Origin of the sequence: Paenibacillus amylolyticus, from assembly GCF_001570725.1 — a bacterium.
Classification (GTDB): Bacteria; Bacillota; Bacilli; order Paenibacillales; family Paenibacillaceae; genus Paenibacillus; species Paenibacillus amylolyticus_A.
This window is the reverse complement of record NZ_BCNV01000001.1, coordinates 300,758-325,841: the sequence shown is the minus strand read 5'-3', so window position 1 is coordinate 325,841 and position 25,084 is coordinate 300,758. Positions and strand designations below refer to the sequence as shown.

At 47.9% G+C, this 25,084-nt stretch carries 30 protein-coding genes, 6 tRNA genes and 1 riboswitch; of the genes, 16 read left to right on the top strand and 20 right to left on the bottom strand.

Going from position 1 to position 25,084, the window contains the following annotated elements; all coding sequences use genetic code 11:
* Positions 1–47: 47 nt before the first annotated feature.
* The 3 genes from PAHA3_RS01395 to PAHA3_RS01385 all read right to left on the bottom strand — a co-directional run bounded on the left by PAHA3_RS01395 (position 48) and on the right by PAHA3_RS01385 (position 1,303).
* The gene (locus tag PAHA3_RS01395; protein WP_017690003.1) at positions 48–326 is read right to left on the bottom strand and encodes a hypothetical protein; all 279 of its coding nucleotides are present in this window, start codon (positions 324–326) and stop codon (positions 48–50) included.
* A 99-nt stretch (positions 327–425) separates the two neighbouring features.
* Entirely contained in the window at positions 426–671 is a 246-nt protein-coding gene (locus PAHA3_RS01390) for a zinc ribbon domain-containing protein (protein ID WP_062833128.1), read from the bottom strand.
* A gap of 212 nt (positions 672–883) precedes the next feature.
* Positions 884–1,303, bottom strand: a complete 420-nt coding sequence (locus PAHA3_RS01385) for an organic hydroperoxide resistance protein (protein WP_017690005.1) — start codon at positions 1,301–1,303, stop codon at positions 884–886.
* A 384-nt stretch (positions 1,304–1,687) separates the two neighbouring features.
* Between PAHA3_RS01385 and PAHA3_RS01380 the strand changes: the two genes are divergently transcribed.
* Complete coding sequence (locus tag PAHA3_RS01380) at positions 1,688–2,983, top strand: Nramp family divalent metal transporter (RefSeq protein ID WP_062835928.1); 1,296 nt, start codon at positions 1,688–1,690, stop codon at positions 2,981–2,983.
* Positions 2,984–3,113: 130 nt separating this feature from the next.
* On the opposite strand, the gene PAHA3_RS01375 is transcribed toward PAHA3_RS01380, so the two are convergent.
* On the bottom strand, positions 3,114–3,797 hold the full coding sequence (locus PAHA3_RS01375) for an HAD family hydrolase (RefSeq protein WP_062833127.1): 684 nt from the start codon (positions 3,795–3,797) through the stop codon (positions 3,114–3,116).
* Between the two features lie 168 nt (positions 3,798–3,965).
* Positions 3,966–4,361 carry a hypothetical protein gene (locus tag PAHA3_RS01370; protein WP_017690008.1) on the bottom strand — a complete coding sequence of 132 codons (396 nt, stop codon included), beginning with the start codon at positions 4,359–4,361 and terminating at the stop codon, positions 3,966–3,968.
* Between the two features lie 118 nt (positions 4,362–4,479).
* A riboswitch (cyclic di-AMP (ydaO/yuaA leader) is annotated at positions 4,480–4,655 on the bottom strand.
* A 371-nt stretch (positions 4,656–5,026) separates the two neighbouring features.
* On the opposite strand from PAHA3_RS01370, the gene PAHA3_RS01365 reads away from it, so the two are divergent.
* Positions 5,027–5,506 carry a glutathione peroxidase gene (locus tag PAHA3_RS01365; protein WP_036610823.1) on the top strand — a complete coding sequence of 160 codons (480 nt, stop codon included), beginning with the start codon at positions 5,027–5,029 and terminating at the stop codon, positions 5,504–5,506.
* A 149-nt stretch (positions 5,507–5,655) separates the two neighbouring features.
* Here the strand turns inward: PAHA3_RS01365 and PAHA3_RS01360 are convergent.
* Positions 5,656–5,738: transfer RNA gene (locus PAHA3_RS01360), tRNA-Leu, on the bottom strand.
* A gap of 425 nt (positions 5,739–6,163) precedes the next feature.
* Here PAHA3_RS01360 and PAHA3_RS01355 point away from each other — a divergent pair.
* From PAHA3_RS01355 to PAHA3_RS01345, 3 genes are all read left to right on the top strand, one after another.
* Positions 6,164–6,865 carry an urease accessory protein UreF gene (locus PAHA3_RS01355; protein WP_167350837.1) on the top strand — a complete coding sequence of 234 codons (702 nt, stop codon included), beginning with the start codon at positions 6,164–6,166 and terminating at the stop codon, positions 6,863–6,865.
* Positions 6,866–7,128: 263 nt separating this feature from the next.
* Entirely contained in the window at positions 7,129–7,332 is a 204-nt protein-coding gene (locus tag PAHA3_RS01350; RefSeq protein ID WP_017690011.1) for a hypothetical protein, read from the top strand.
* Positions 7,333–7,359: 27 nt separating this feature from the next.
* A complete protein-coding gene (locus tag PAHA3_RS01345; protein WP_062833125.1) occupies positions 7,360–7,995 on the top strand; it encodes a hypothetical protein in 636 nt (211 codons plus the stop codon).
* A 31-nt stretch (positions 7,996–8,026) separates the two neighbouring features.
* On the opposite strand, the gene urtE is transcribed toward PAHA3_RS01345, so the two are convergent.
* The 5 genes from urtE to urtA all read right to left on the bottom strand — a co-directional run bounded on the left by urtE (position 8,027) and on the right by urtA (position 12,940).
* Positions 8,027–8,722, bottom strand: coding sequence for an urea ABC transporter ATP-binding subunit UrtE (urtE, locus tag PAHA3_RS01340; protein WP_062833124.1), 696 nt, complete (start codon positions 8,720–8,722; stop codon positions 8,027–8,029).
* Complete coding sequence (urtD, locus tag PAHA3_RS01335; protein ID WP_062835927.1) at positions 8,700–9,509, bottom strand: urea ABC transporter ATP-binding protein UrtD; 810 nt, start codon at positions 9,507–9,509, stop codon at positions 8,700–8,702. Before urtD ends, urtE begins: the two co-directional genes overlap by 23 nt.
* Entirely contained in the window at positions 9,472–10,563 is a 1,092-nt protein-coding gene (gene urtC, locus PAHA3_RS01330) for an urea ABC transporter permease subunit UrtC (RefSeq protein ID WP_062833123.1), read from the bottom strand. Before urtC ends, urtD begins: the two co-directional genes overlap by 38 nt.
* 21 nt (positions 10,564–10,584) lie before the next feature.
* A complete protein-coding gene (gene urtB / locus PAHA3_RS01325) occupies positions 10,585–11,490 on the bottom strand; it encodes an urea ABC transporter permease subunit UrtB (RefSeq protein WP_036610830.1) in 906 nt (301 codons plus the stop codon).
* 199 nt (positions 11,491–11,689) lie between these two features.
* Positions 11,690–12,940, bottom strand: coding sequence for an urea ABC transporter substrate-binding protein (gene urtA / locus PAHA3_RS01320; RefSeq protein WP_062833122.1), 1,251 nt, complete (start codon positions 12,938–12,940; stop codon positions 11,690–11,692).
* Between the two features lie 261 nt (positions 12,941–13,201).
* Here urtA and PAHA3_RS01315 point away from each other — a divergent pair, with 261 nt between their 5' ends.
* The 6 genes from PAHA3_RS01315 to PAHA3_RS29750 are packed head-to-tail and all read left to right on the top strand — an operon-like array spanning position 13,202 to position 17,985.
* Positions 13,202–13,504, top strand: coding sequence for an urease subunit gamma (locus tag PAHA3_RS01315; RefSeq protein WP_062833121.1), 303 nt, complete (start codon positions 13,202–13,204; stop codon positions 13,502–13,504).
* Between the two features lie 17 nt (positions 13,505–13,521).
* Positions 13,522–13,911, top strand: a complete 390-nt coding sequence (locus PAHA3_RS01310) for an urease subunit beta (RefSeq protein WP_062833120.1) — start codon at positions 13,522–13,524, stop codon at positions 13,909–13,911.
* On the top strand, positions 13,908–15,626 hold the full coding sequence (ureC, locus tag PAHA3_RS01305; RefSeq protein ID WP_062833119.1) for an urease subunit alpha: 1,719 nt from the start codon (positions 13,908–13,910) through the stop codon (positions 15,624–15,626). Before PAHA3_RS01310 ends, ureC begins: the two co-directional genes overlap by 4 nt.
* A gap of 36 nt (positions 15,627–15,662) precedes the next feature.
* Positions 15,663–16,355 (top strand): urease accessory protein UreF, encoded by a 693-nt coding sequence (locus tag PAHA3_RS01300; protein ID WP_062833118.1) that lies wholly within the window; start codon positions 15,663–15,665, stop codon positions 16,353–16,355.
* 33 nt (positions 16,356–16,388) lie between these two features.
* Positions 16,389–17,108: an urease accessory protein UreG gene (ureG, locus tag PAHA3_RS01295; RefSeq protein ID WP_062833117.1), complete on the top strand. Its 720-nt coding sequence runs from the start codon at positions 16,389–16,391 to the stop codon at positions 17,106–17,108.
* Positions 17,083–17,985: an urease accessory protein UreD gene (locus tag PAHA3_RS29750; protein ID WP_167350836.1), complete on the top strand. Its 903-nt coding sequence runs from the start codon at positions 17,083–17,085 to the stop codon at positions 17,983–17,985. Before ureG ends, PAHA3_RS29750 begins: the two co-directional genes overlap by 26 nt.
* A 108-nt stretch (positions 17,986–18,093) precedes the next feature.
* Here the strand turns inward: PAHA3_RS29750 and PAHA3_RS01285 are convergent, their stop codons facing one another.
* The 4 genes from PAHA3_RS01285 to PAHA3_RS01270 form a co-directional block, all read right to left on the bottom strand.
* Entirely contained in the window at positions 18,094–18,519 is a 426-nt protein-coding gene (locus tag PAHA3_RS01285; RefSeq protein ID WP_062833115.1) for a helix-turn-helix domain-containing protein, read from the bottom strand.
* A 172-nt stretch (positions 18,520–18,691) separates the two neighbouring features.
* Positions 18,692–18,774 (bottom strand) — tRNA-Leu (locus PAHA3_RS01280).
* A gap of 17 nt (positions 18,775–18,791) precedes the next feature.
* Positions 18,792–18,867: transfer RNA gene (locus PAHA3_RS01275), tRNA-Lys, on the bottom strand.
* A gap of 105 nt (positions 18,868–18,972) precedes the next feature.
* Positions 18,973–19,044 (bottom strand) — tRNA-Glu (locus tag PAHA3_RS01270).
* A 308-nt stretch (positions 19,045–19,352) separates the two neighbouring features.
* On the opposite strand from PAHA3_RS01270, the gene PAHA3_RS01265 reads away from it, so the two are divergent.
* A complete protein-coding gene (locus PAHA3_RS01265; RefSeq protein WP_062833114.1) occupies positions 19,353–20,129 on the top strand; it encodes a DeoR/GlpR family DNA-binding transcription regulator in 777 nt (258 codons plus the stop codon).
* A 4-nt stretch (positions 20,130–20,133) separates the two neighbouring features.
* Positions 20,134–21,030 (top strand): Cof-type HAD-IIB family hydrolase, encoded by an 897-nt coding sequence (locus PAHA3_RS01260; RefSeq protein ID WP_062833113.1) that lies wholly within the window; start codon positions 20,134–20,136, stop codon positions 21,028–21,030.
* A gap of 69 nt (positions 21,031–21,099) precedes the next feature.
* On the opposite strand, the gene PAHA3_RS01255 is transcribed toward PAHA3_RS01260, so the two are convergent.
* Together PAHA3_RS01255 and PAHA3_RS01250 are read right to left on the bottom strand one after the other, a co-directional pair.
* Complete coding sequence (locus tag PAHA3_RS01255) at positions 21,100–21,771, bottom strand: MgtC/SapB family protein (protein WP_062833112.1); 672 nt, start codon at positions 21,769–21,771, stop codon at positions 21,100–21,102.
* A gap of 93 nt (positions 21,772–21,864) precedes the next feature.
* Positions 21,865–22,524 carry a flavin reductase family protein gene (locus tag PAHA3_RS01250; RefSeq protein WP_062833111.1) on the bottom strand — a complete coding sequence of 220 codons (660 nt, stop codon included), beginning with the start codon at positions 22,522–22,524 and terminating at the stop codon, positions 21,865–21,867.
* A gap of 108 nt (positions 22,525–22,632) precedes the next feature.
* Here PAHA3_RS01250 and PAHA3_RS01245 point away from each other — a divergent pair, with 108 nt between their 5' ends.
* Positions 22,633–23,331 carry an ArsR/SmtB family transcription factor gene (locus tag PAHA3_RS01245; protein WP_062833110.1) on the top strand — a complete coding sequence of 233 codons (699 nt, stop codon included), beginning with the start codon at positions 22,633–22,635 and terminating at the stop codon, positions 23,329–23,331.
* 105 nt (positions 23,332–23,436) lie between these two features.
* Here PAHA3_RS01245 and PAHA3_RS01240 read toward each other — a convergent pair.
* The 3 genes from PAHA3_RS01240 to PAHA3_RS01230 form a co-directional block, all read right to left on the bottom strand.
* A tRNA-Ser gene (locus PAHA3_RS01240) sits at positions 23,437–23,525 on the bottom strand.
* Between the two features lie 6 nt (positions 23,526–23,531).
* Positions 23,532–23,607: transfer RNA gene (locus PAHA3_RS01235), tRNA-Asn, on the bottom strand.
* Between the two features lie 93 nt (positions 23,608–23,700).
* A complete protein-coding gene (locus PAHA3_RS01230) occupies positions 23,701–24,162 on the bottom strand; it encodes a SprT family protein (protein ID WP_062833109.1) in 462 nt (153 codons plus the stop codon).
* A 119-nt stretch (positions 24,163–24,281) separates the two neighbouring features.
* Here PAHA3_RS01230 and PAHA3_RS01225 point away from each other — a divergent pair, with 119 nt between their 5' ends.
* The gene (locus PAHA3_RS01225; RefSeq protein ID WP_062833108.1) at positions 24,282–24,638 is read left to right on the top strand and encodes a hypothetical protein; all 357 of its coding nucleotides are present in this window, start codon (positions 24,282–24,284) and stop codon (positions 24,636–24,638) included.
* Between the two features lie 178 nt (positions 24,639–24,816).
* Complete coding sequence (gene cmpA, locus PAHA3_RS29745) at positions 24,817–24,960, top strand: cortex morphogenetic protein CmpA (protein ID WP_017690033.1); 144 nt, start codon at positions 24,817–24,819, stop codon at positions 24,958–24,960.
* The last annotated feature ends 124 nt before the right edge of the window (positions 24,961–25,084 follow it).

The following is a 25,084-nucleotide window of genomic DNA, read 5'->3' as shown; positions in this document are numbered from 1 at the left end:
AGAAAAAGAGCGCAGGCATTGTGCCCACGCTCGTATCTGTCCGACAATTACTCCGTAACTGCCTTTTCCATCCATTGGTCATCGATCATCTGTTGGTGCAGGTCACTTGCCCACTGGTCCATACATTTGCAAATGAAATCTTTGCGACATACTGGACAAGGGGTTTTCTGCAGACGGCTGATATTGGTCATCTTCCATTCCGGGGAACGGGAGTAGAATACACGGCATTTAGTACCGTCTACCAAATTCATTTTGAATTCATACAATCCGTCTTCCTTGTTACCATAAGCTAATTCTAAATCTGCAATACGCGGTCTATAAGACATGGATATCACCTGTTTAATTCAAATTTGGTTCATGCAATGACACTACTCAGTACTAAGTTATATTAAAGAAAATTCAGATCAATGTCAACTCGCGCATATCTACCCGCCAAACAGAATATCCAGAATAGTCCCGACTTGCCCCTGTTTTTTCCCTTTCAAGACATCCGGATCAAAAATTTCAACATACCCGCAGGAAGCACAGCCCACAAACAGGTAGTGGTTATGCTGAATATCGAACACCTTGCTCAGGCCTGCTCCTGACATGGAAGCTTCCTTAATGTTACAATCCGTGCCCCTGCATTTCGTACATACAAATCGACGCTCGATCATCTCTTCAATACTCATCTCGGTTCCCCCTTTATGGAATATGTAGCATGAAGTGGGAGTGCAGTTATGTAAAATAGTACGCGATCTGGCATATAATCTCTTTGCACCATGTCCATATATTATAATCAACACAAAACCCTGCCGATTGCCAGCAGGGCTTCGTACTTGAACATCAGGTATCCAGAATACCCTGCTCTATATGTTCCCCGTTACTTTCCGGGAGTCAAATCTTAGACCACGTTTAATACAACATCAATGTTACCGCGTGTTGCTTTGGAATAGGGACAGAAATCATGTGCCTTGCGGGCGAGATCTTCGGCTTGACTGTGATCCACACCAGGCATACTCACGTCAAGACGAACAGATAACTGGAACCCGTCATCCGCAGGGTCTTTACCTATGGATACGTTACTTGTAACCACCACATTCTCCAATTTTACGCCCGCTTTGCGTGCTACATTGGCAAGAGCACTTTCATAACAAGCGCCATATCCAGCTGCAAAGAGTTGCTCAGGGTTGGTACCTTCACCACCGGAACCACCAAGCTCTTTGGGCATTTTCAGATCATGCTTGAGCACGCCATCAGAAGAAGTCACCGAACCTGTACGTCCACCTTTAACTGTCGCTACTGCTGTATATAAAGCTTCCATTAAAATCTCTCCCTCATCATTATATTTTTTAACTGCCTTCCTTTCAATTTAAACTTCTGGCTCATTTTGAAACGCATTTTGGATCTTTATCAGCTTTTACATCTTTATTATTTTCATGCATTTCAACTTCATGGCTGTATTTTCTCTAAGGTTGGGTAATATACGAAGGGGCATCTTCAAGCTGCAATCGAAATTTTGTGCTGATACATAAAAGTTGCACTAGACAAAAACATTTGAAGGAGTACAATGTAACAATAAACATAAAAATTTAGATATATCATAAGCGGTTCATTCCGCATCAATATTTCAAAGTCAGGTGATTATCGTATGAGTAAAAAAAATCCATTCAACGCTCCTTCAAAAGAATCATTATCCACTGCGGGCATGGCCCCTTCGCTCGGAGAAGCGCATAGCTCCATGAAGGTTCCGCAGAATGCTGCATGGTGGAAGAAATTCCTCGCCTTTGTAGGCCCCGGATACCTCGTTGCCGTAGGTTACATGGACCCCGGCAACTGGGCAACAGATATTGCAGGCGGCTCGCAGTTTGGGTATACCTTGCTATCCGTCATCCTGCTCTCAAACCTGATGGCCGTTGTCCTTCAGTCGCTGGCTGGCAAGCTCGGCATCGTCACTGGACGGGATCTGGCTCAAGCCTGTCGTGAACGATTCAGCATGCCGGTCGTCATGATGTTGTGGATTCTGTGTGAGCTTGCCATTGCAGCCACTGATTTGGCTGAGGTTATAGGTTCTGCCATCGCGTTGAAGCTCTTATTTAACATCCCCATGTTATACGGTGTGATCATCACCGCAGTCGATGTACTCCTGATACTCGTCCTGCAAAACAAAGGCTTCCGCGCTTTGGAGACACTCGTCATTGTGCTGATGGCAACCATTGCCCTATGCTTCGGGATTGACCTGTTCCTGGCGAAACCGGATATGGGCGGTGTTCTGCACGGTTTTGTACCGAATGTCGAGATTCTGCAAAATCCGGCTATGCTCTATATCGCTATTGGTATTATTGGAGCAACCGTAATGCCGCATAATCTGTACCTGCATTCTTCCATTGTGCAGACCCGTCAGATTGAACAGACACCACAGGGCAAAAAAGAAGCCATTCGGTACTCCACCATGGACTCTACGATCGCGCTGACACTGGCCCTGTTCATCAATGCAGCTATCCTGATTGTATCTGCCGCTGTATTTCACAGTGCTGGTATGACGCAGGTTGCCGAGATCGCTGATGCCTATCATCTGCTGACCCCTCTATTAGGTACTACGGTTGCAAGTATCCTGTTCGGTGTGGCTCTGTTAGCATCAGGTCAGAACTCTACCCTCACAGGTACACTCGCTGGACAAATAGTTATGGAAGGTTTCCTGAACATTCGAATTCCGGCTTGGCTGCGCAGACTGGTCACCCGTCTGATCGCCATCATCCCGGCGGTGATTGTCACAGCCATTGCAGGAGAACACGGCACAGAAGAACTACTCATTTTGAGCCAGGTCGTGCTTTCTCTTCAATTACCTTTTGCTGTAATTCCCCTGGTGATGTTCACAAGTGATAAAAAAAGCATGGGTGCATTCGCCAACAAATTGTGGCTCAAAATCATCTCATGGATCATTGCCGCTGTTATCGTTGTGCTGAATGTATATCTGATCATTCAGACGATCCGGTTGTTCTAATCTCGTCCTAATCAACTAAATGTCAAAAAGGCTGATCACTCCGGTATGCTATACCCAAGTTGCTCAGCCTTTTTTGTTGCTGCACAGCAACGTGTTTTCATTTAGAGCAGAACCTCTTGAACGCAATCATCTAATTCTGATTTGGTATCAGTAACGGCAGGAGCTGATCCAATGAATCAACGGTCCAATCCGCACGGTCGTCATCGGAGAGTTCCGGTTGGAATCGCCCATAACCCTGCATGATTCGAATCGTGTGCATACCCATCTTCCGGGCAGGAATAATGTCGTTATCGATCCGATCCCCAACCATGACAGCTTCCTCTGGTTCACAGCCTGCCTGTTTCAAGGCCACAGCGTATAACTCAGGGTCTGGCTTGGACACTCCTTCTTCGGCTGAACACGCCAGAACATCAACATACTTCCGCAAGCCGTAGCTCTCCAGTCTCTCTTCCGTTCCAAGACTCTGATTGGCAATAATGCCAATGCGATAATACCGTGACAACTTCTGCAGAACGGAATCCGCTGAAGGAAAAGGACGTTCAAGATCTTTTTGAAACTTCAGCTTGTCCTGAATCTGTTTCCGGTGGCCCTCGTCTTCAATGAATGTGCTAATAGCCACTCTCATGGGCCATTGCTCGTATTTCCGGTAACAGCTCGCGAACAGTTCGCGTACCGCCTCAATTTCTACTGGATACCCTAAAGCACAAGCTTCACGGACGAACTGTCCGATAATATCATCAACCGGCTCCCATTCATCCACCAGCGTATCTCCAACATCAAAAAATAACCACTTTAACCCACTCACATCCGGCATGCCAATTCCTCCCTGTAAGCATAAAAAAAGAAGACCCACCATCACGCATGAGTCTCCTCAAATTTCCGTTTATCGATGAATCAATTTCATAATACCTTGAGTGAATTTGATTCTAATACATTCAATTATAACAGGCACCTTACACCTGAGCAATCACAAGCTATGGCATTAACCATTGAGGAGAAAGCCGACTTCCCCATTGAGCGAATATACAATCCGGTCTGCGCCCATCCCGCGATAGATGCCCTTTGGATGACTCTGCTCCGTGATGACGCACAGGGATTTCGAAGTCCATGAACGGCAGATCTGTAAATAACGACAGGTCAAATTCAGGCTGTTCTCGAAAATAAACACGTTGCCTACGCTACCCTGCGGCAAAAACCATTTTTGAGCTGCAGCCGTATTCATGCGAATGACATGCTCTACCCCGATTCTGCGGAGTCTCCGCTCTTCCCCTGCACTGTTGGTTAGAACGGCAAACGGCATTTTTTTGTACATCAGCAATTTGATAAATTTGCGTCCTGCTTCATTTGGAGCAGTCACTAAGATCATCTCAGTATCCATCATTCGTTCCTCCCTTGGCGTGAAAAGACAACAAAAAAGAAGCGTGGGGGACCAAGGCCTCCCGAACGCTTCTTAAATAACCCATGGCGAAAACGCCATGAACCAGCGTACGGCTTGTTGCCTCTCCCTTTAACGCTTACGAGGTTAGCTGACGGATTCGGGCGCGAGAGTCGCCCTATTTCCGGCTGTCACCGGAAAATTCACCCCATGAATGCCTACTGTCCTGGACAGCGCATTCCGTTGGTTCCCCCGTTTCCCACTCATGAATGAATGGAAACTCAGCGATTAAAACATCGTTCGTATATCTTAAAGTAAGATCGAGCGATATTATCGTTTGTTTCGTTTTTCAAGTACAATTTAGTTTAAATTGAAATTACGTTATGAATCATACACCCGCGCCATGACGCTGTAAAGTCCGCACAGATCACCGAATCGGCAGATTTCTGCCAATACTCATCCAGAATAACGCTTACAATAAGGTTATACTCTATCCATCTCTTCAAGGCTATCTAATTCTCACGCTGACGAAAATCACTTCGCAATTCATTCACGTATTCTGCACAAGTTGCCTGTTTTGATTCTTTTAACACCACATTAGTTTTGCAATATTTAATTGCAACCAATATAATAGAAGATATAAGAGTATATCAATGGAGGCGATTTAGATGACAGTCTACGATTACAAAGTGAATACCCTTCGCGGTCAAGAAGTTGAAATGTCCGACTACCGTGACAAAGTGCTCCTGATTGTGAATACGGCAAGCTCATGCGGCCTTACTCCTCAATTCAAAGGTCTGCAAGAACTGCAAGACAAGTTCCAGGATGCTCCATTTGAAGTTCTTGGTTTCCCAAGCAACCAGTTTGCACAGGAAAAAGGTTCTTCCGACGATATTGCCGAGTTCTGTCAGATGAATTATGGCGTGAGCTTCCCCATGTTTGAGAAAATTGATGTGAACGGCTCAAGCGCTCACCCTCTCTTCCAGCACCTTAGCACAGAAGCTCCTGGCCTGCTCGGCTCCAAAGCAATCAAATGGAATTTCACCAAATTCCTTGTGGATCAGAACGGACAGGTCATTAAACGTTATGCTCCCAAAACAACACCGGATAAGATTGAAGAAGATATCAAGAACTTACTCCAAAAATAATACACAGGCCACCCGTAGCCGGAAAGGTAGAGCTCCATTACCTCCGATCATGGATGGCCTTTTTTTCAACCCCGATGTCAGACTGTTCAAAAAAGATAAAAAAAGAAGCTTTCCAATAACGGACAGCTTCTTCTTCATCGTTCATATGATGCGGTCGAGAGGACTCGAACCTCCACGGGCATACGCCCACTACCCCCTCAAGATAGCGTGTCTGCCATTCCACCACGACCGCATGTCGTAAATAATCGGCAACAGAATTGATTATACCGGGTTCTGTTCTAAAAGTAAAGTGTTTTTTAATACTTCTTTTTCAACTAGGCATTTTCATCAAAAATCGCATATTCTCGTCATCTTTACCCATGAACTGCATATTATTAGATTCGATCCCCTCTTTTTCGGTAAGAGCCGATCTTGTTGATTCATTTATATATAATCCCCCTACATTTCTCAAACATTTAACTTTAAATGTTATGTAAAATAACACAAATATTGAATTTCAGATTTAATCCATTGAATTTCAATGACACTATTGACAAAAAGCGGACATTTATGGGATGATAACTATCATATAATTCGGATTTTCAAACATAAAGCAAACAATAAGGAATATAAATGTTACTTAAAGTGACATTTAACGAACACAGGAGGCGAATGATTGTGAACCGTGGGAATAAGCTGCTCGATTATGTTAAACTGCTTGATTCCTCTATTCAGGTTGGAGGGTTCACCCATTCCTTCGGCATGGATATCCATATCAAGGAGGGTACCATTCGTAATGCTGAAGATCTCGAATCATTCATGCGTTGTCAGTTGCACCCCAGCATCGTTCGTCTTGAAGGCATGGCCATCAAAGGCATCTATACCGCAGCGGATCACAAGGATACATGGCGGATAGCCTTGATCGACAAGCTCGTACATGTTCAGCGAACTCCTGGAGATCTCAGAGAAGAAGCTGCTAGCATGGGTAAACGATTGATCAGACTCGCACGCGCTCTGCACCCCTGGATTGATTTCAGCCAGCTCGAACAGACCTTCGCCAAATATGATTCGGTTGGCTGCCTCTCCACTGTTCACGCCTGGATTAACCACCACCTCGATATCCCTGTCGAGGCGGCAGTTCTTGGTTATCTGCATTCAGCCATGAATGCCTGCATAACCGAAGCCTCCAAAGTCATTCCCCTGAACACCGATACAACCAAAGATCTGACGGTACGCCTGGCCGCAGATCTGGAGAATGAATGGAACACCGTCAGCGCCTCGGCTGCGGATGGACTGGCACAGCCAACCTCGATGTCCATGAAATCGTTTTTCCCCAGTTTCCATATGCTTGGAGCTGGACTTCATGCCTACAGGGCCTAATCCTCGTCCACCTACTCTTACTCCCCTTCATTCAGACACAAAAAAACACGCGGCAACCTCCTTGCCGACGTGTTTTTTGTCATTTCATTGGTTTATTTAACGTATTTACGCCATTTTACATCACAAAATACACTTTTTTCCGTCTTTTTTAATTGTTAGATGACGGATTTACGTATATAATAAAATATACAGCTCGCATTTCTATATATTCTACATGAAGAAAGAGCGACTGAATACTACATTCTAACCAGGGGTGAACCCTTTTGAACAAGAAAAAGCCAGTGACTCCGTTCGGATGGGCCATCAAACGACGGCTAACCGAACTTCAAGTGGATCAGAAGACCTTTTGTGAACAGCATGGCATCCCACCCTATCGTTTATCCAATCTCATTCACGGCACACGCAAAGCAACCCGATTCAGACACCTAGTCGCTGATATTTTGGATATTCCAGATGAACTGAGATAAGATTTCTGCCAAAGGAGGACCCCATCCATGAGACATGTTACATCCGATCTGGAGAGGCTGTCGTTCCACTCCATAACTCACCAGCTCATCATCGTTGATCACGATTGGATTATCCAAAGTTGTAACCGTGCTTGGCAACAGGAACTCGGTCAACTATTACCGAACCCGGATGCGAACAGTACTCATAGACATTACCTGCATCTGTTGGAAGCCTGGGCATTACAAGGCAAGAACGCCAATATGGCACTTGTCGCACAGAATTTGAAAGAACGCGGAACACCCTTTAGTCGAAATCATACATATGACATCTGCGTGTATACGGTATACAACGAAGAGAGGTGGTTTCGTGTGGAACTCACCCCTCTATCGCACACTAACTCAAACCTGAATACCGATCTCGCTTTGATTGCCCACATGAATATTACCGAACAGAAAAAGACAGAACGCCAATTGAAGAAGGCTCTGTCTGACGTTCGTACCTTGCGAGGATTACTGCCTATTTGTGCTGTCTGCAAACAAATCAAGGACGAAGAGGAACATTGGAACTCCGTCGAGAGTTATCTGGAGAAACACACCCACGCCGAATTCACCCATGACATCTGCCCGGAATGCATCCGGCGGTTATATCCGAAATACTCGAATATTCTGGACAAGCGTTCCTGAACCCACTCTGCACTCGATACGATAACTACAATTACACAGACAGATGATGTTCAAACTGGGACATATCCAGTTCTTGCGGTGTCCCATGTAGGGTAATAGTACCTTTGTCCATGATATAGATATAATCTGCGGCACTGCGCACAAAATCAATACTCTGCTCGACCAGCAGAACCGAGAGGTTCCCCTTTGCCTTGAGCTGTAAAATAACCTGCCGAATGTCCTCCACGATGGAAGGCTGAATGCCTTCTGTCGGCTCATCAAGTAGCAGTAACCCCGGACGCGAAGCCAACGCTCGAGCAAATGCCAACTGTTGCTGCTGTCCACCACTCAGATCTCCGCCCTGCCGCCCATACATCGTAGCAAGCACAGGGAACATCGCCAGCACATCCTCCGGGAACGTCTTTACACCCGGTGCGCTTGTCTCCAGGCCAAGCAACAAGTTCTCTTTCACCGTAAGCTGTGGGAAAATCTCCCGCCCCTGCGGTACATAACCGATCCCCGCCCTTGCCCGCTTGGCTGTATCCAACGTGGATAACTCCTGATTTTGCCACTGAATATTGCCCTTGCGTGTTTTGAGCAGCCCCATCAATGTTTTCATCAACGTCGTTTTGCCTACACCGTTACGGCCCATCAGACACACCACCTGCCCAGGCTGTACATCCAGGCTCACACCACGAAGCACATTGCTTTCCCCGTAGCCGGATTCAATTCGTTGCAGCGACAGCATGGTCATCCCTCCTTTTGCCCAGATACACTTCTGCCACTTTCGGATCCGCCTGCACTTCCGCCATCGTACCTTCCTTCAACAGTTTACCTTCATGCATCACGGTCACCTTGGCTGCGAACTCTCGCACAAACTCCATATCATGCTCCACGACCACAACCGAGCGTTTACGCGCAATCTCTTGCAGAAGTCGCCCGGTCTTGTGTGTTTCTTCATCCGTCATGCCTGCGGCTGGTTCGTCCAGCAACAACACACGAGGCTCCTGCAAGAGCAACATGCCGATCTCCAGCCACTGCTTCTCCCCGTGGGATAATGCTCCTGCACGGGCGTTAATGCGGTCTTGCAGACCAATCTGGAGGCTAATATGCTCCATGGCAGCACTCATCTTCCCATATCGTCGAATACCGATGGCTTGCAAAGGTGAACGGCGAGTCTCCGCCGCCAGCGTCAGATTCTCCTGTACCGTCAGACCCGCAAAGATCGATGGCGCCTGGAATTTGCGTCCCACACCTTTGCGAACAATCTGGTGCTCCTTCAGTCGTGTTAATTCCGTACCATCCGCCATCTTCACCGAGCCGGACATGGGTTTTGTTTTGCCGCATATCACATCCAGCATCGTTGTTTTCCCAGCACCATTGGGTCCAATCAGAAAATGCAGGTCATGCTCATGCAGCTTCAGATTCATGCCTTTGACAGCAACGAATCCACCAAAGGCTACCGTAATATCCTCCGCTACCAACACCGTTGATTCCTCAGTAGACTTCAGGTTTTTCCCGAGTGACTTGGACATGCGCACTCTCTCCTCTCCGCTTCAGCAAGCGAACGACGTGACGATACACACCTACAATACCGTTTGGCATGAACAAGACTACCGTTACAAAGAGCCCACCAATGACGAACAGCCACCCTTCAGGGTAAGCCTCGCTTATGCCTGTTTTGGCTGCATTCAGCACCACTGCTCCGATGACCGCTCCAATAAGCGTACCGCGACCACCCAGCGCAACCCACAGGACCATCTCAATGGAAGGCACAATCCCCATCATCGATGGCGAGATAATACCGACCTGAAGAACAAACAACATGCCCGCGATGCCTGCAAGCGCACCGGAAAAAGCAAAAGCCAGTGTTTTATATCCTGCCGGATCATATCCGAGGAATCGCACACGATTCTCTCCATCCCGCGCAGCTTCCAGCACCTGACCGAACCGGCTGTTCACCATTCGACGACACAGCACATAAGCGATCACCAGAACAGCAAGCGTTATATAGTAGAGAGCAATCGTTGTTCCTGCGGAATGAAGTGTAAATCCAAAGATCGAATTATACCCGGTAATGCCATTCGTTCCGCCCGTCCATTCCTGTTTGCCCACAAACAATGTCACCGTAATGAGAACCAGGGCTTGCGTCAGGATCGTAAAATATACACCGGTAATCCGGTTACGGAATGTAAACCAGCCCAGAGCAAAGGCGAGCAATGCGGGAAGGGCTATCCCCAATAACAGCGCCACCGGGAAAGAGCGAAACGGTTCCCAGAACCACGGCAGGCCGCTGAGACCACTCCATCCCATGAAGTCCGGAAGTGTTGCACCGCTAGCCTGAAGTTTCAGATACATCGCCATCGCGTACCCACCCAGACCGAAGAACACACCATGGCCTAGACTCAGTACACCTCCATATCCCCAGATCAGATCGAGACCAATGGCCAGGATCGCCAGCGCCAAAAACTTGGCTAACAGACTCAGACGAAACTCCGTGGAGATCAGTGGAGCGAGACACATCATGATCAGTACCACCGCCCAGATAATCCTCATTTTCAGACTGCCAGTCTTGAGTAATGCCGACATGAACTAACCCCCTTCTTCACGTTAATCGAGACTCCGTGTGCGCATCGCGACCAAGCCGCGTGGTTTCCATTGCAGAAAAGCAACGATACATACGAACACGAGCACCTTTCCAATGGAAGCCGAGGTATAGGTTTCGAACAACGTGTTGAACATACCGATCCCCAGTGCACCGCACACGGTTCCGACCAATTTCCCCACACCACCCAGGACAACCACCATGAACGCATCCACAATATAATACGTACCAAGCGAAGGACCAATCGGACCAATGAGCGTTAACGCACAACCAGCGATTCCAGCGATTCCCGAACCAATCGCAAAGGTCATGCCATCTACCCGTCGTGTCGAAATGCCCAGACAGCCCGCCATGCTACGATTCTGCATTACAGCCCTCATTCGTCTTCCGGAAGATGTTCGATAGATATAGAGGTACATGCACAGCAGCACAACCGCAACCAGTGCGATAATGAAAATTCGTTTATACGGAAATACAATGCCATCCGAGATCGCCAATCCACCATTGAGCCAGGCTGGACTGGATACCCCCACATTCGGCGCTCCGAATATCGTACGGGCCAGTTGTTGCAGCATCATGCCTACACCCCACGTCGCAAGCAGACTGTCCAACGGCCTGCCATACAGATGCCTGATCAACACCACTTCAAGCAACCAGCCAATCAGAGCAGCTACAATGAACGCAATCGGCAGAGCCACAACAAAGTAGGCACCGAACCACGCCGCTGGAGCATAGGACATGAACAGATTTTGAGTTACATACGTTGCATATGCACCGATCATGATCAGTTCACCGTGAGCCATATTGATGACATTCATCAGCCCAAACGTTACCGCCAGACCGAGTGCAATCAACAACAAAATCGAACTGATACTCAGACCGTTGAACATCTGCAGGATAAACATATCCATCGCTATCCCCTCCTCCATACCGTGACTCTCGATATTTCACATGATATCAATTAGCGGCAGCAACACATTACACACCACAGTAACGCTTTACCGCAATGCGGTGAGAGGATGTGTTGTCACACCCTCGTCTATGAATTGGCTGCTTTGAAACAAGTTGCCTGTTTTATTGCAAGGTTTCTATGTTATCGAGGTTTCTAGGTTATTTAGCGCTGAGGGATGCTCCCCATTCATACGTTTTCAGATAAGGATCCGGCTTGACAGGCGCACCAGAATTCCACAATTCCTTGAACTGCCCGTCTTCCTGCACCTCACCAATCCGCACCGTTTTGTAGATATGTTGATTCTCTCCATCCACGGTTACCTTACCTTCCGGGGCGTCAAACTCCAGACCCTTGGCAGCCGCTTTCACCTTCTCCACGTCGGTTGATCCTGCTTTTTCCACCGCCGCCTTCCAGAGATAAACCGCTACATATCCCGCTTCAATTGGATCTGCTGTCACTCGATCAGCGCCATATTTTTCTTTATACTTGGCAACAAATGTTGCATTCTCAGGCGTATCCGTTGTCTGATAATAATTCCATGAAGCCAGGTGGCCCTTCAATACGTCTGCGCCGATGCCACGGATTTCTTCCTCCGCCACACTCACCGACAGGGTCGTCATCTGATCTGAGGAGATTCCAGCATCCTTCAATTGTTTGAAGAAGGCTACATTACTGTCTCCGTTCAGCGTATTGTATACAATATCAGGCTTTGCAGCCTTGATTTTGCTAATGATGGTACTATAATCGGTATGGCCCAGCGGTGTATATTCCTCACCCACCACTTCGCCGCCTTCTGCTGCGAGTTGCGCCTTAATGACCTGATTGGCCGTTTTCGGGAATACATAATCTGAACCGAGCAGATAAAACGTCTTGCCCCTGTTCTCCAGTAACCAGGTTACGGATGGAACGATCTGCTGATTCGTTGTGGCTCCTGTATAAAAAATGTTTGGCGATGATTCCAATCCTTCATATTGCACCGGATAAAACAATAGACCTTTGTTCTGTTCGAACACCGGGAGCATAGCCTTCCGACTTGCAGAGGTCCATCCTCCAAATACCGCAGCGACCTTATCTTGTTGTAGTAACTTCCCAGCCTTCTCCGCAAAAGTAGGCCAATCCGAAGCGCCATCCTCAACTACAGGTTCGATCTGTTTACCCAGAACTCCGCCCGCGGCGTTAATCTCTTCAATAGCTAGCATCTCGGCATCTTTAACAGATACCTCACTGATTGCCATCGTTCCGCTGAGGGAGTGAAGAATGCCAACTTTGATCGTATCACCAGATGCAGCCGGCTCTCCTGTACCACCTGAACCCGAAGCTTCAGGCGGCGCCGCACCCTCCACACATCCTGTCATCACAATGACCGCACCGAGCAAAACACTCCATAACTTGACCGACCTCTTCTTCAATAGCCTACACTCCCTTTTTTTAGTCTATTGACGAACATTAAGGACATTTACACCCGAAATGTTCGTTGATCCAAATTATGGAGTGTTACACTCTTCATGTCAATATAGCTTACATAATTTTATTTCATGCCTACTCATTTCATGCATGCTGCTAATAAGCCCGGAAGCTTATTGACAAAGGATTCACCCTGTGTGAGTATATTTAACATATAACATGATCCATGAACATATCAGACATTATAAGCGAAAGGTCGGATTGCCTTGCACTGGACTGAGCAGGAAAAGGAAAAGCTCCTGATTACCGTGGCCGCTAACCTAGCCCGTGAACGAAGAGCACGCGGACTCAAGTTGAATGTTCCCGAAGCCATCGCCTTGTTGACCTCCGAACTTATGGAACGAGCACGGGATGGAATGAGCGTTGCCGAATTAATGAGATACGGAGGCACCATCCTGACACGCGAAGACTGCATGGATGGCGTTGCCGATATGATTCCTGAAGTACAGGTAGAAGCTACATTTCCTGACGGTACGAAACTGGTTACCGTACATGAACCTATACGCTGAGAAAGGCAGGAGAAACCATGATTCCTGGTGAATATCGTTTGAAGCCAGATGACGACATCATCTGTCATCCGGATCGTTCAACCCTACGCCTCATTGTCCTCAACCGCGGCGACCGCCCCGTCCAGGTCGGCTCTCACGTTCACTTCTATGAAGTTAATGCAGCACTGGACTTTGATCGCACGTCAGCTTTTGGACATCGCCTGCACATTCCGGCAGGCACAGCAGTCCGCTTCGAACCCGGTGAAGAGAAGCCGGTTGAACTCACGACCTTTGGCGGCAAACGCCAGATTCACGGGTTCAACGGATTAACCGAAGGTTCTGCGGATCAAGCTCCTGATCCACAGAAACTGGAGACATTCCTGAAGACGTTCTCTCCACCCATACAAGATGGAGGTGAACCTTCATGAAACGAATGAGCCGCGAACAATACGCGTCCATGTTTGGACCGACAACCGGCGATGCCGTAAGACTTGCAGATACCGAACTATGGGCAGAGATTGAACATGATTATGCCGTATACGGAGATGAGAGCAAGTTCGGGGGCGGCAAGGTTATCCGCGACGGGATGGGCCAGTCTACGACTGCTCTGCGAAGTGACGGCACTCCTGATACTGTTATCACCAACGCTATCATTATCGATCATTGGGGCATTGTAAAAGCGGATATCGGCATTCGGGATGGTCACATCTGCGCCATCGGCAAATCCGGTAACCCGGATACAATGGATGGCGTTCATCCCGCACTGGTCATCGGTGCTTCCACCGAAATCATCGCCGGTGAAGGCATGATTGTAACTGCTGGCGGCATTGATACCCATATTCATTTCATCTGCCCACAGCAGATTCAGACTGCATTATCCTCCGGGGTCACGACCATGATCGGCGGCGGAACAGGACCCGCAACAGGAACCAAAGCCACCACCTGCACACCAGGAGCCTGGCACATCCACCGGATGTTAGAATCGGCAGAGGCTTTCCCCATGAACATCGGTTACCTTGGCAAAGGCAACAGTTCCAGTACCGCACCTTTAATTGAACAGATTGAAGCTGGGGTAATCGGCCTGAAGCTGCATGAAGATTGGGGCACTACCCCGAGCGCTATCGACGCTTGTCTTACTGCCGCCGGGGAACATGATGTTCAAGTGGCTATCCATACCGATACACTGAACGAAACCGGATTTCTTGAAAACACACTGGCTGCGATCAACGGCCGGACGATCCACACCTACCACACGGAAGGCGCTGGTGGCGGACACGCTCCTGATATTATCCGGGCCGCTGGGGAGTCCTACGTTATCCCCTCATCAACTAATCCAACACGACCATACACACGCAACACTGTAGAAGAGCACCTTGATATGTTGATGGTGTGTCACCATCTGGACCCATCCATCCCCGAAGATGTAGCTTTTGCCGATTCGCGGATTCGTCCTGAAACCATCGCAGCCGAAGACATTTTGCATGATCTAGGCGTGTTCAGCATCATCAGTTCCGATTCACAGGCCATGGGCCGAGTGGGCGAAGTCATTATCCGTACCTGGCAGACAGCCGACAAAATGAAAAAACAGCGCGGCAAACTCGAACTCAACCCGGATTCTCCCTCCGATAACGATCGGATCAAGAGATATGTCGCCAAGTACACCATCAATCCCGCTATCGCTCATGGAATCGGACACCTCGTCGGTTCGGTGGAAGTTGGAAAGCTGGCAGATCTAATCATATGGAAACCGGCTTACTTCGGTGTAAAACCCGAGATCGTCATCAAGGGTGGCATGATTACGTTCGCCCAGATGGGTGATCCCAATGCGTCCATCCCGACACCTCAGCCCGTATTCGGCAGACCGATGTTCGGAGCCTATGGTAGCGCCATTGCCAGCGGATCGATCACATTTGTATCCCAAGCCGCAGCAGAAGCAGGGATCAAAGAGTCATTGGGCTTGAAAAAACGGGTTGAACCCGTCAAAGGCTGCCGCTCAGTCAGCAAAAAAGACATGATTCATAACGACGTCACCCCCGTTATTGAAGTCGATCCCGAAACCTATGAGGTGCGCGCCGACGGCGAGCTTCTCACCTGCGAACCCGCAGACGAGTTGCCCATGGCACAGCGGTACTTTATGTTTTGATAGGAATACGGATTAGCTGATAAGGGGGCACTCATGATGAACAGTGGCACGAAGCTACTCCGTTACGTTCAGCTGCTGGATTCAGCCCTGCCCATCGGTGGCTTCTCCCATTCCTTTGGCCTGGAAGCCTACACGCATGATGGCACCGTACGAAATACCGCCCAGCTTGAACAGTTTATTCGCAGCCAGCTTCATTCCAGTCTCGTACGACTAGATGGTCTTGCCATCAAAGGCGTCTATCAAGCCATAAAACAACAAGATGCCGCTCTACTTGCTCTGTATGACAAACGTGTCCACGCCCAGCGCTCCCCCCGGGAACTCAGGGAAAGCGGACACAAAATGGGAAAGCGACTGCTCAAGCTCGCCCGTTCACTCTATCCATGGATGGACTTTTCCCTGATTGATAAGGCCATACAGGAATACGGCGCATATTGCGGCATCACGACCATTCACGGTTATATCAACTATCAATTGGAGATTGGATTGGACGAAGCCGTTACCGGGCATCTGTATACCTCAGTGAACGCTTATGTGAACAGCGCACTTCGCCTGCTGCCCATCGGACAAACGGAAGCGCAGATGTTGATTCAGAAACTGCTTGATGATATCGAAGCGGAATGGGCTCTCATTCGGGAAAATGACCCGGAAGACATGCACAGCTTCGGAATCGCCCAGGAAATCTATGCCATGCGACACGAGACTTTACCCGCGCGGCTGTTTATGTCTTAACTACAACTTTTATCTAACCTAGGAGGAATTGTTATGTGTGGAGGAGCTAATCATACGCATCATCCGGAGTGGAAACGCAACGAATTTGATCGGAGTCGTCCGATGCGAATTGGAATTGGTGGACCGGTAGGTTCAGGTAAAACAGCCCTTGTGGAGAAGCTGTCCAAGGCACTGCGTACACGGTATAGCCTTGCTGTCATCACGAATGACATTTATACCAAGGAAGATGCCGAAATCTTGCTGCGTCAGAACGCCCTGGCACCAGAGCGTATTATCGGCGTTGAGACAGGCGGATGCCCGCACACGGCTATTCGTGAGGATGCCTCCATGAATTTTGAAGCAGTTGACGAGTTAATTGAACGCTTCCCGGATCTGCAACTGATCTTCATCGAGAGCGGCGGCGATAATCTCTCTGCTGCATTCAGTCCGGAACTGGCTGATGTGTTCATCTACATTATCGACGTTGCCCAAGGAGAGAAACTTCCTCGCAAAGGCGGTCCCGGCATCACGCGTTCAGATCTGCTGTTAATTAACAAAACCGACCTCGCCCCTTACGTTGGAGCAAGCCTGGAAGTGATGAAAAATGATACCGAGCGGGTACGCGAAGGCCGTCCTTATGTCATGTCTAATCTAATGAGCGGTGAAGGTGTATCCGAGATTGTCCACTGGCTTGAACATCAATATATGGATGACGATGCTTCCGCTGCACATCTGCATTCACACAGCCATGAGCATGGCACTCACTCGCATTAATTCATCTTCTGTCCCCACGGGAACAGAGATGAATCGGGACGAAAGTGCAGGTGAGCCCGTCACGCGCCACAGCGAGCTTCGGGCCACCTTCGCCTTTCAAGGCGAGCGAACTGTCATGACTGATCGTTATTACAGCGCCCCCCTCCGGTTTAGCCGATCCTTTCGACCTCCCGGAGGTGGAACCGAATTATGCGTGTACACGTCAGACGTTTCTCCCGGAGTCCTCAACGGGGATCACTATCATTCCGAGTGGGAATTAGGGGAAGGCACCCATGTCATGCTGAGCAGCACATCTGCTACCAGGCTTCATCCCACACCTTCCATTCCCTCATCCGTCAATCATCACTTTCGGTTGGGAAAAGGGGCCACGCTGGAATACTTTCCTGAATGTGTGATTCCTTTCAAAGGCAGTTCATCATCACTCACTGTAACCTTTGAGCTGGAAGAACAGGCGATCCTGGCCTATGCAGATATCTGGTCTGCCGGACGGATTCATCGGGGAGAAGCATTCCAATTCGAGCGTTACCGCAGCTTGACGGAGATATGGCAAGGCGAGAAACTGGCTGTCTGGGATCGATTCGGACTCGAACCGGAAACCGATGACCCCAAACACTCAGCATCCCTCCTTCACTATACTCACACGGCTGCATTGTGGATGATTGCCCCGGGACTGGGTACTGCCCAGCTGGAACAGGTCAGATCCGCTCTGCCACCAGATGGACGAATGCTCGCAGGGGCAAGTTTGCTGGCAACCGGCGGCATCGGCGTTCGACTCCTTGGCATGGCAGCCTGGGAGCTTCAGGAACAGTGTCTTCAGATCTGGAATACACTTCGTCCCCATCTGCTGGGCAAAGAAACCCTCGTTTTTCGTAAATAAAGATATCGATCATAAGTTAACACAAAAAACCTCTGAACTGTCTCCGAGTGTGTTCGGATTAGTCCAGAGGTTTTTGTACATTCAGTCTAAGGATGCTGTCCATATCACTTACGCTTCGTTTCCCTCAGAATTGTTCTCTGATTTGTTGTCAGCCTTATAGCGATAGTCGCCTGCATCTTTGCTTTCCTTGGATTTTCGGTAACGGGTAAACTCGATATATTCACTGATAAAAGACTGTTCCACAGTCGATAATTCGCTTTCCTGGCAATTCAATTGCCGCAACACGTCAAAAAAATAATCCTCCCGTTTTTCCCGCACCATCGCTTCCTTCGATGGACGCCCAATCATGAGCCAGTCGAGGCTCACATCAAAAAACGAAGCAATCTCAATTAACTTATTCGTACTCGGAATAGACTTGCCACGTTTCCAATCACCCAGATTGCCCGTGCTAATCTTCAGCTGTTGGCAGAAAGCCTTCTTGGTCATTCCTCGTTCGGCAATCAGGTGTTCAATTCGCTCATAGATCGACTGCATACAAGAACCGCCTTCCAACCGTAATAATCAACTCATCTGCTTGAATTATACCACATTATTCCTGAATGCTCAGCCTTTAAATCCCCGAAATATGATGAGGTATAACGTATAACACAAAGATAGACTCCCACGAATAATCATGAGAGTCTATCTTATAACGTTGTTGCTGTGATGCGGTCGAGAGGACTCGAACCTCCACGGGTATACACCCACTACCCCCTCAAGATAGCGTGTCTGCCATTCCACCACGACCGCATATTCAATTGTAAAAATGGTGAGCCATGAAGGGCTCGAACCTTCGACACCCTGATTAAAAGTCAGGTGCTCTACCAACTGAGCTAATGGCTCTTGCTGTAAACTTCACCGGATGTGCCACGCTTCATTCTTGTCTCTAAGAGCAATGACTTGAGGATTTCTCATCGAAAATATAGATCTCATGAGGTGGTGAAGATATGACCCGTAGGGGATTCGAACCCCTGTTACCTCCGTGAAAGGGAGGTGTCTTAACCCCTTGACCAACGGGCCTTAATAACAAGTTGTCTTTCTTGGCGACAAGAATGAGTATACCACAGGACATTTTATACTTGCAACACTTTTTTTAAAATTTATTTCCCAAGCCTTTTTTGCCTGTTGATACTGCTCTTCAGAAACCCATTAATCGCCACCTTCCCTATTCATGCCAATGTCATCACTGTGCAGGAAAAATGTAAATCACCCATTAAAACACTTACAAAAACTTATATTCACTTATAATATTGCAAAGCACATTAAGAATACTTATAATTAAAGTATCAGTATAAGTACGGTCATCCATACAACCGGAGGTGACATGTTTGTTTCAAGAAGAACGAATGCAGCTCATTGTTGAACATCTACGCAAACACAATCGCATCTCAGCCGATGATATTGTCACCTTGTTTGATGTATCACGGGATACTGCACGCAGGGATCTGATCAAGCTTGAGGAACAGGATGCCATTATTCGAACACGTGGCGGTGCGATTCTCCCCCCTCCTCCGCAAGAATTCAGATCCTACAAAGACCGTTTACTCGATGTATCTGAGGAAAAAAGAGCCATCGGCAAACTCGCTGCGGCCATTGTAAGACAAGGCGAGATCATTATTCTGGATTCTTCCACGACCGTGCAGGCCTGTGCCGAGAACTTGAACGGCAAATCCTGTACCGTCATTACTAATTCGATTCATTCCGCTGATCTTCTCTCCAATCACACAGCTGTCCAGATTCGTTTACTCGGCGGCAAAGTGGATAAGGAACAACGTTATGTCTACGGTACCTCTGTTATCGAGACTCTCTCCCACTATTATGTAGATAAAGCCTTTATCGGAATTGGCGGTATCACCATGGATGGCTTCAGCGCTTCCGAAGAGGAAGGGAAAATTAAACACCAAATGATGAAGGCTGCCAAGAAAGTCGTTGTTCTTGCCGATCAATCCAAGTTTGATAGACGTTATGGTTATCGTTTTGCCGACTGGTCATTGGTGGATGTCTTGATTACGGATCAATGGCCAACCAAAGAATGGCTTGTTTTTCTAGCCGAACAACAGGTTGAGATTCTCATTCCTGAACCTACAGATGATAAGGAGTTGTAAATATATGAAATTATTTGCCACAGATTTAGATGGAACTTTATTGAACAGAGACAGCCAGATTAGCCCGGAGAATGCAGCAGCCATTCAAAAAGCACAGCAATCCGGTATGAAGGTTACAATCGCTACAGGACGTGTCTACTCCGATGTGGTAACCATCAGCCGCGAAGGCGGAATCAAAACCCCAATTATCGGCTCCAACGGAGCGACGATTCATGATGCAGACGGTGAACGTCTATTCCATCTTCCACTTGAACGTGACACAGCAGCTTCCGTCATGCAGTGGCTGGAGGATCATGATTTCTATTATGAGGCCTCAACGCAGCAAGGTATCTATGCCCCGCTTAGCAGTCATGAGACCTTGCTCGCCGAGATGGAACGCGTTCTTGGTTCGAACCCTGGTGAGGACATTGCACGCATGATTCGGGCCATCAAGAAACACTATGACAAAAAAGATTATCACCGCGTAAACAACCATAGCGAAATCCCGGCAGAAGCCTGCATTTACAATATTATGGCCTTCTCCATGAATCCGGACAAAGTAAAGGCAGGACGAGAACACTTCGCTTCCCGATCCGATGTAGCCATGGTTGTATCCTTTGAGCATAACTTCGAAATGCAGCACCCGGACGTATCCAAAGGTAATGCCCTCACCAAATTGGCGGCTCACCTGAACATCTCCATGGAAGATACAGCAGCGATTGGCGATAACTTCAACGATGTCTCCATGTTAAAAATGGCAGGACTCGGCATCGCCATGGGTAATGGCGAACCAGAAATTCAGGCATTAGCCAAAGCCATAACACTGACTAATGTGGAGCACGGTGTCGCACATGCCATTGAGTGCCTGCTTGAAGGTAAACCCGTATCCCGTCCGGAAACGATTGTCGGAGAAGGGCAGTAATTGAACCTGTACGGAATTAACCACTGAATCTGGATGGATGAGTCAGCTTTTGATTCAAGCTGGTTCGCTTCATTTCAACTCAGCAGATCGAACATGAGGCACATCCTGTAACAAAATAATCAGTTGCTCGCCCCGGTATGAACCCGGCAGTTGCAATGTGAACTCAAGCACAGTCTCTTCTTCAGAGTCTGTGCTTTTTTGCTGTTCTGTTTTAAATCCGATGACCGAGATCTTTTCCTGCCCCAGCAGTGCCAAAACACTCTTCAGAGCCTCTCCCTCCGTTTGCAGGTGGATGGTTAACGTCTCTGTTCGGGCGGATACCAGCCAGCGTGTAGGCCGATGCAGTAGCATCTGTGCCACTACAATAAGCAGCGTCACGCCTGCACCTGTCCAATACAGACCTGAACCCACCGCAAGTCCCATGCCTGCCGTAGCCCATATGCCAGCCGCTGTGGTCAATCCTCTGACGGTATGCCGCTGCGTAAAGATCATGCCAGCGCCAATGAACCCCACACCGCTAACAACCTGTGCAGCGATCCTAGATGGATCCAGGGACAGATTGTCCCAACCGGCCTGATCCTGAAATCCGTACTTCGACACAATCATCATCAGGGCAGCACCGACGGCGACCACAAAATGAGTACGAATTCCTGCCTCTTTCATTCGGTTCTTGCGCTCATATCCGATTAGCACACCACATATTCCAGCTATGAGTACACGCATCAAGTATTCCACTTCCATGCACATCACCTCTTTCATTATGTATATGCTTACATGTGTCTATCTTTACTATTACCCAATCTTTCCCCGACTAATAAAAAGCCTCTACTCAGGTCAATTCTCTGCCCGAAAATTGCCCCCTTGTCTCTCTCCCAATCCGTAATAATGTCTAAAATTATATATCAGCGGATGCCATTCCTCCGGATTGATCTTGTTCGGTCCAGATATTAGTCTTGTGTGCGCGTGCACCTTCACGGCTTTCGCTTCCACAATCGCCATGAATGGTGTGTGTTCAGGAATACGTATGTGTTGAACAACGGCTTCAATCTGAAGCGGACATTCAGCTATTTTATCTGGAGCCACCTGAACCGAAGATTCAGATGTCAGTCCAGCTACAGTGAATTTATCCTGGCAAAACGTATAGCCCATCTGCCTTTTCTCCTCAGGAACCGGGGTAACTCCCGTATAACGCCCCAATGCCTCAACCTGTTTCCACATAGATGCATCTGGCAAATTAATCACACACTCAGGGTGTCGACTCAGATTTTGATAGGCTTTGCCCTGTATACCTAGACCAAGAACCAAACAATCCCCCAGCGCCCAAGATGAAGACAGTGGAGACAGGTTGGTTGACCCATCCTCGTTTAATGTGCTTAACAGCAATACGGGCGTACCATAATATAAAATACTGGGATTAAGCGTTTCATGTTGAATCACTTCTGAACTCTCGGACAACTGCTCTATGGCAAAGTCCTGTTTCGTTATCTTTTTCATATTCTGTACCTCTCCTGTTCCAATTCCATTGGTTTATAACCTCAATCTGACCCGTAGGGACGATAGAACAAAATTGTAATACAGGAATAGTTCAGATATGATCGAAGTATGAATGTATATCCAAATATTACTGTTGTTGCGTCGTTAATTGCTGATCCAAGCCGCGCTATTTTTCTGTCGTCTTTGCTGGATGGGCGGGCGTTGCCCGCAGGAGAGCTTGCTCATATGGCAGGCGTCACTCCCCAGACAGCAAGCAGCCATCTCGCTAAACTCGTAGTGGGAGGATTACTCGAAGTCGAACAACAAGGACGCCATCGATACTACCGTCTGGCAAGCAACGAAATTGCTAATCTGATTGAAACGATGGCCAGTATTGCTCCACCTGTACAGATCCGCTCTCTCAAACAATCCGATCAGCTTCAACAACTGAGTTATGCACGGACCTGTTATGGTCATCTGGCTGGGAAATTAGGAATCTCGCTCTGTGAGACCTTACTACAGAAGGGTTATCTTTCAGAGCCCGAAGAGAAACATAGCAAGGATTATCAAGTTACAGAGAAAGGAATGCAGTGGTTTACTACGTTCGGTATTGAACTTCAAGTGAAGCCGGGGTCACGCCGTGCCATCGCTCGTAAATGTCTGGATTGGAGCGAACGCCGTCATCATCTCTCGGGTATGCTTGGGGAACAACTCAGACATCGATTATCGGAACTGGACTGGATTCGTCAAAAAACAGGAAGTCGCTCTGTCGAAGTAACGGATGCTGGCAAGAAAGGTTTATACGAGGTGTTGGGCATTTCACTTTAAGCAGAAGCGTCTATGAGGGACAACCAAGGATGAGAACGCAAAAAATCCCCTTTACACTGACCGTTAATCGGTCTAATGTGAAGAGGATTTTTTGGTAATTCAGAACGGAGAGAGAGGGATTCGAACCCTCGCACCGCTTACGCAGTCTAACCCCTTAGCAGAGGGTCCCCTTATAGCCACTTGGGTATCTCTCCAAGAAATGGCTCCCCGAACAGGGCTCGAACCTGTGACAACTCGATTAACAGTCGAGTGCTCTACCAACTGAGCTATCAGGGAAAATTAATCTTGATTAACTTAATTTATCATGATTAATAATCCAAGTCAACATGCCTTTCATCACTTTCTTACGTGCAGTGAACGATGCACACATCAGATATTCTGAAGACCCAGTTTTCCCGCACAACGACCACAGCGGTAACGCTTCGGATCTATTTTCCGCTTGCGCAAATATTCCGTACCACAGCTCTTGCACACCAGCTTATAACGATAGGGCAGAGGTTTTCTGCCTTTGCCGTCAGGAAGTGATTGACAGTAACGCGAACCGCCCACTTTCTGCAACAAAGCCTTGAATTCCGGGTCACGATGCTGATAGCCGCGTCCACGAATATGCAAATGATAGTGGCACAGCTCATGCTTGATAATTTTTTCAACCTCATCCCGCCCGTAGGCTTCGAGTTGATGGGGATTGATCTCAATCCGGTGACTTTTGAGCATATAACGTCCACCTGTAGTGGTCAGGCGACCGTTAAACAACGCTTCATGGGTGAACGGCACTCCGAAATGATCCAGTGATACCTGTTCAATCCATTGTTGCAATTCCTCATTTTCCATCGGTATCCTCTCCTTGCACCCCCTCGGAGCATTTGTTTTTCCCGCATAATACTTGAATTTTAACCGTTTCGTAGGCTACACTGTCAAGTAGAATGTATGAGGGGAGATTATTACTCGTTATGCCTACAATGCGCTATGTCATCTTGCAGCAGGAACAACAATTGCAGTTTGTGGAAATGCCGGCGGATTACGCCTATCAACTCAGTGCGCTCAATCTGCGCCTGCACAAGGAAATCGATAAACTCACTGCAGCAGATGTCCCTGTCCTGCCTTGGGCGATTGCCGAATGTGACAACCTGGATCTCCTGAACGAAAACCTTTCCATTATCGGTGGCCTTGATTATATCAATGCGCTTGAAGAATCTTTTGCAGCACTACGTGAAAGCCATTATCCCTTGATTTCCCTACTTACCGAAATTCGGGCGCTTCAGGCCCAATTGGAACAATGGTATGAAGAAGAGATGGAAGCTCTCTAATTCACTCCAGATCTCATTTTAAAAATGACAAGAACGAAAAGCGCATCTCCCTGAATTGGGATTTGTGCTTTTTGGTATTAATATTGATTTGCCAGTGTCCTTCACTTAACCCGCACAGTCCAGGCTATTGCCACATATGCTAACGTACAGATGAATTATGCAAGAGGAGGAGATACCCTTGCCTCAATGGCTTTGCAATCAACTGATGCGTGCATTTCACAAAAAGGACAGCCGGCAAATCAAGTTGCTGAACGAATGCTGGTTCTTTTATCGTAACAAACCAGCAAATGGCACACCGCGCAGCGCGGAGAACGAACTTTAAGAGGTTGTTCAAACAGTCCGCTTTTGAACACGAACTTTAAGCAAAAGCCCATGATCATAGCCATCGTACTTACCAGAGGAATTAGAACGGATAACGGGACCATTATTGTCGACACAAACAGCCT

Excerpts from the sequence above, each read along its gene's own strand:
- PAHA3_RS01250 (WP_062833111.1), bottom strand. The coding sequence starts at position 22,524 with ATGAAAAAGATAACGAAACAGGACTTTGCCATAGAGCAGTTGTCCGAG.
- PAHA3_RS01260 (WP_062833113.1), top strand. The coding sequence starts at position 20,134 with ATGAAATTATTTGCCACAGATTTAGATGGAACTTTATTGAACAGAGAC.
- urtE (WP_062833124.1), bottom strand. The coding sequence starts at position 8,722 with ATGCTGTCGCTGCAACGAATTGAATCCGGCTACGGGGAAAGCAATGTG.
- urtD (WP_062835927.1), bottom strand. The coding sequence starts at position 9,509 with ATGTCCAAGTCACTCGGGAAAAACCTGAAGTCTACTGAGGAATCAACG.
- PAHA3_RS01230 (WP_062833109.1), bottom strand. The coding sequence starts at position 24,162 with ATGGAAAATGAGGAATTGCAACAATGGATTGAACAGGTATCACTGGAT.
- PAHA3_RS01380 (WP_062835928.1), top strand. The coding sequence starts at position 1,688 with ATGGCCCCTTCGCTCGGAGAAGCGCATAGCTCCATGAAGGTTCCGCAG.
- PAHA3_RS01255 (WP_062833112.1), bottom strand. The coding sequence starts at position 21,771 with ATGGAAGTGGAATACTTGATGCGTGTACTCATAGCTGGAATATGTGGT.
- urtB (WP_036610830.1), bottom strand. The coding sequence starts at position 11,490 with ATGGATATGTTTATCCTGCAGATGTTCAACGGTCTGAGTATCAGTTCG.
- urtC (WP_062833123.1), bottom strand. The coding sequence starts at position 10,563 with ATGTCGGCATTACTCAAGACTGGCAGTCTGAAAATGAGGATTATCTGG.
- PAHA3_RS01345 (WP_062833125.1), top strand. The coding sequence starts at position 7,360 with ATGAGACATGTTACATCCGATCTGGAGAGGCTGTCGTTCCACTCCATA.
- PAHA3_RS01310 (WP_062833120.1), top strand. The coding sequence starts at position 13,522 with ATGATTCCTGGTGAATATCGTTTGAAGCCAGATGACGACATCATCTGT.
- PAHA3_RS01385 (WP_017690005.1), bottom strand. The coding sequence starts at position 1,303 with ATGGAAGCTTTATATACAGCAGTAGCGACAGTTAAAGGTGGACGTACA.
- PAHA3_RS01390 (WP_062833128.1), bottom strand. The coding sequence starts at position 671 with ATGAGTATTGAAGAGATGATCGAGCGTCGATTTGTATGTACGAAATGC.
- PAHA3_RS01300 (WP_062833118.1), top strand. The coding sequence starts at position 15,663 with ATGAACAGTGGCACGAAGCTACTCCGTTACGTTCAGCTGCTGGATTCA.
- PAHA3_RS01245 (WP_062833110.1), top strand. The coding sequence starts at position 22,633 with ATGAATGTATATCCAAATATTACTGTTGTTGCGTCGTTAATTGCTGAT.
- ureC (WP_062833119.1), top strand. The coding sequence starts at position 13,908 with ATGAAACGAATGAGCCGCGAACAATACGCGTCCATGTTTGGACCGACA.
- PAHA3_RS01375 (WP_062833127.1), bottom strand. The coding sequence starts at position 3,797 with ATGCCGGATGTGAGTGGGTTAAAGTGGTTATTTTTTGATGTTGGAGAT.
- PAHA3_RS01285 (WP_062833115.1), bottom strand. The coding sequence starts at position 18,519 with ATGCAGTCGATCTATGAGCGAATTGAACACCTGATTGCCGAACGAGGA.
- PAHA3_RS29750 (WP_167350836.1), top strand. The coding sequence starts at position 17,083 with ATGAGCATGGCACTCACTCGCATTAATTCATCTTCTGTCCCCACGGGA.
- PAHA3_RS01395 (WP_017690003.1), bottom strand. The coding sequence starts at position 326 with ATGTCTTATAGACCGCGTATTGCAGATTTAGAATTAGCTTATGGTAAC.
- PAHA3_RS01225 (WP_062833108.1), top strand. The coding sequence starts at position 24,282 with ATGCCTACAATGCGCTATGTCATCTTGCAGCAGGAACAACAATTGCAG.
- PAHA3_RS01370 (WP_017690008.1), bottom strand. The coding sequence starts at position 4,361 with ATGGATACTGAGATGATCTTAGTGACTGCTCCAAATGAAGCAGGACGC.
- PAHA3_RS01365 (WP_036610823.1), top strand. The coding sequence starts at position 5,027 with ATGACAGTCTACGATTACAAAGTGAATACCCTTCGCGGTCAAGAAGTT.
- ureG (WP_062833117.1), top strand. The coding sequence starts at position 16,389 with ATGTGTGGAGGAGCTAATCATACGCATCATCCGGAGTGGAAACGCAAC.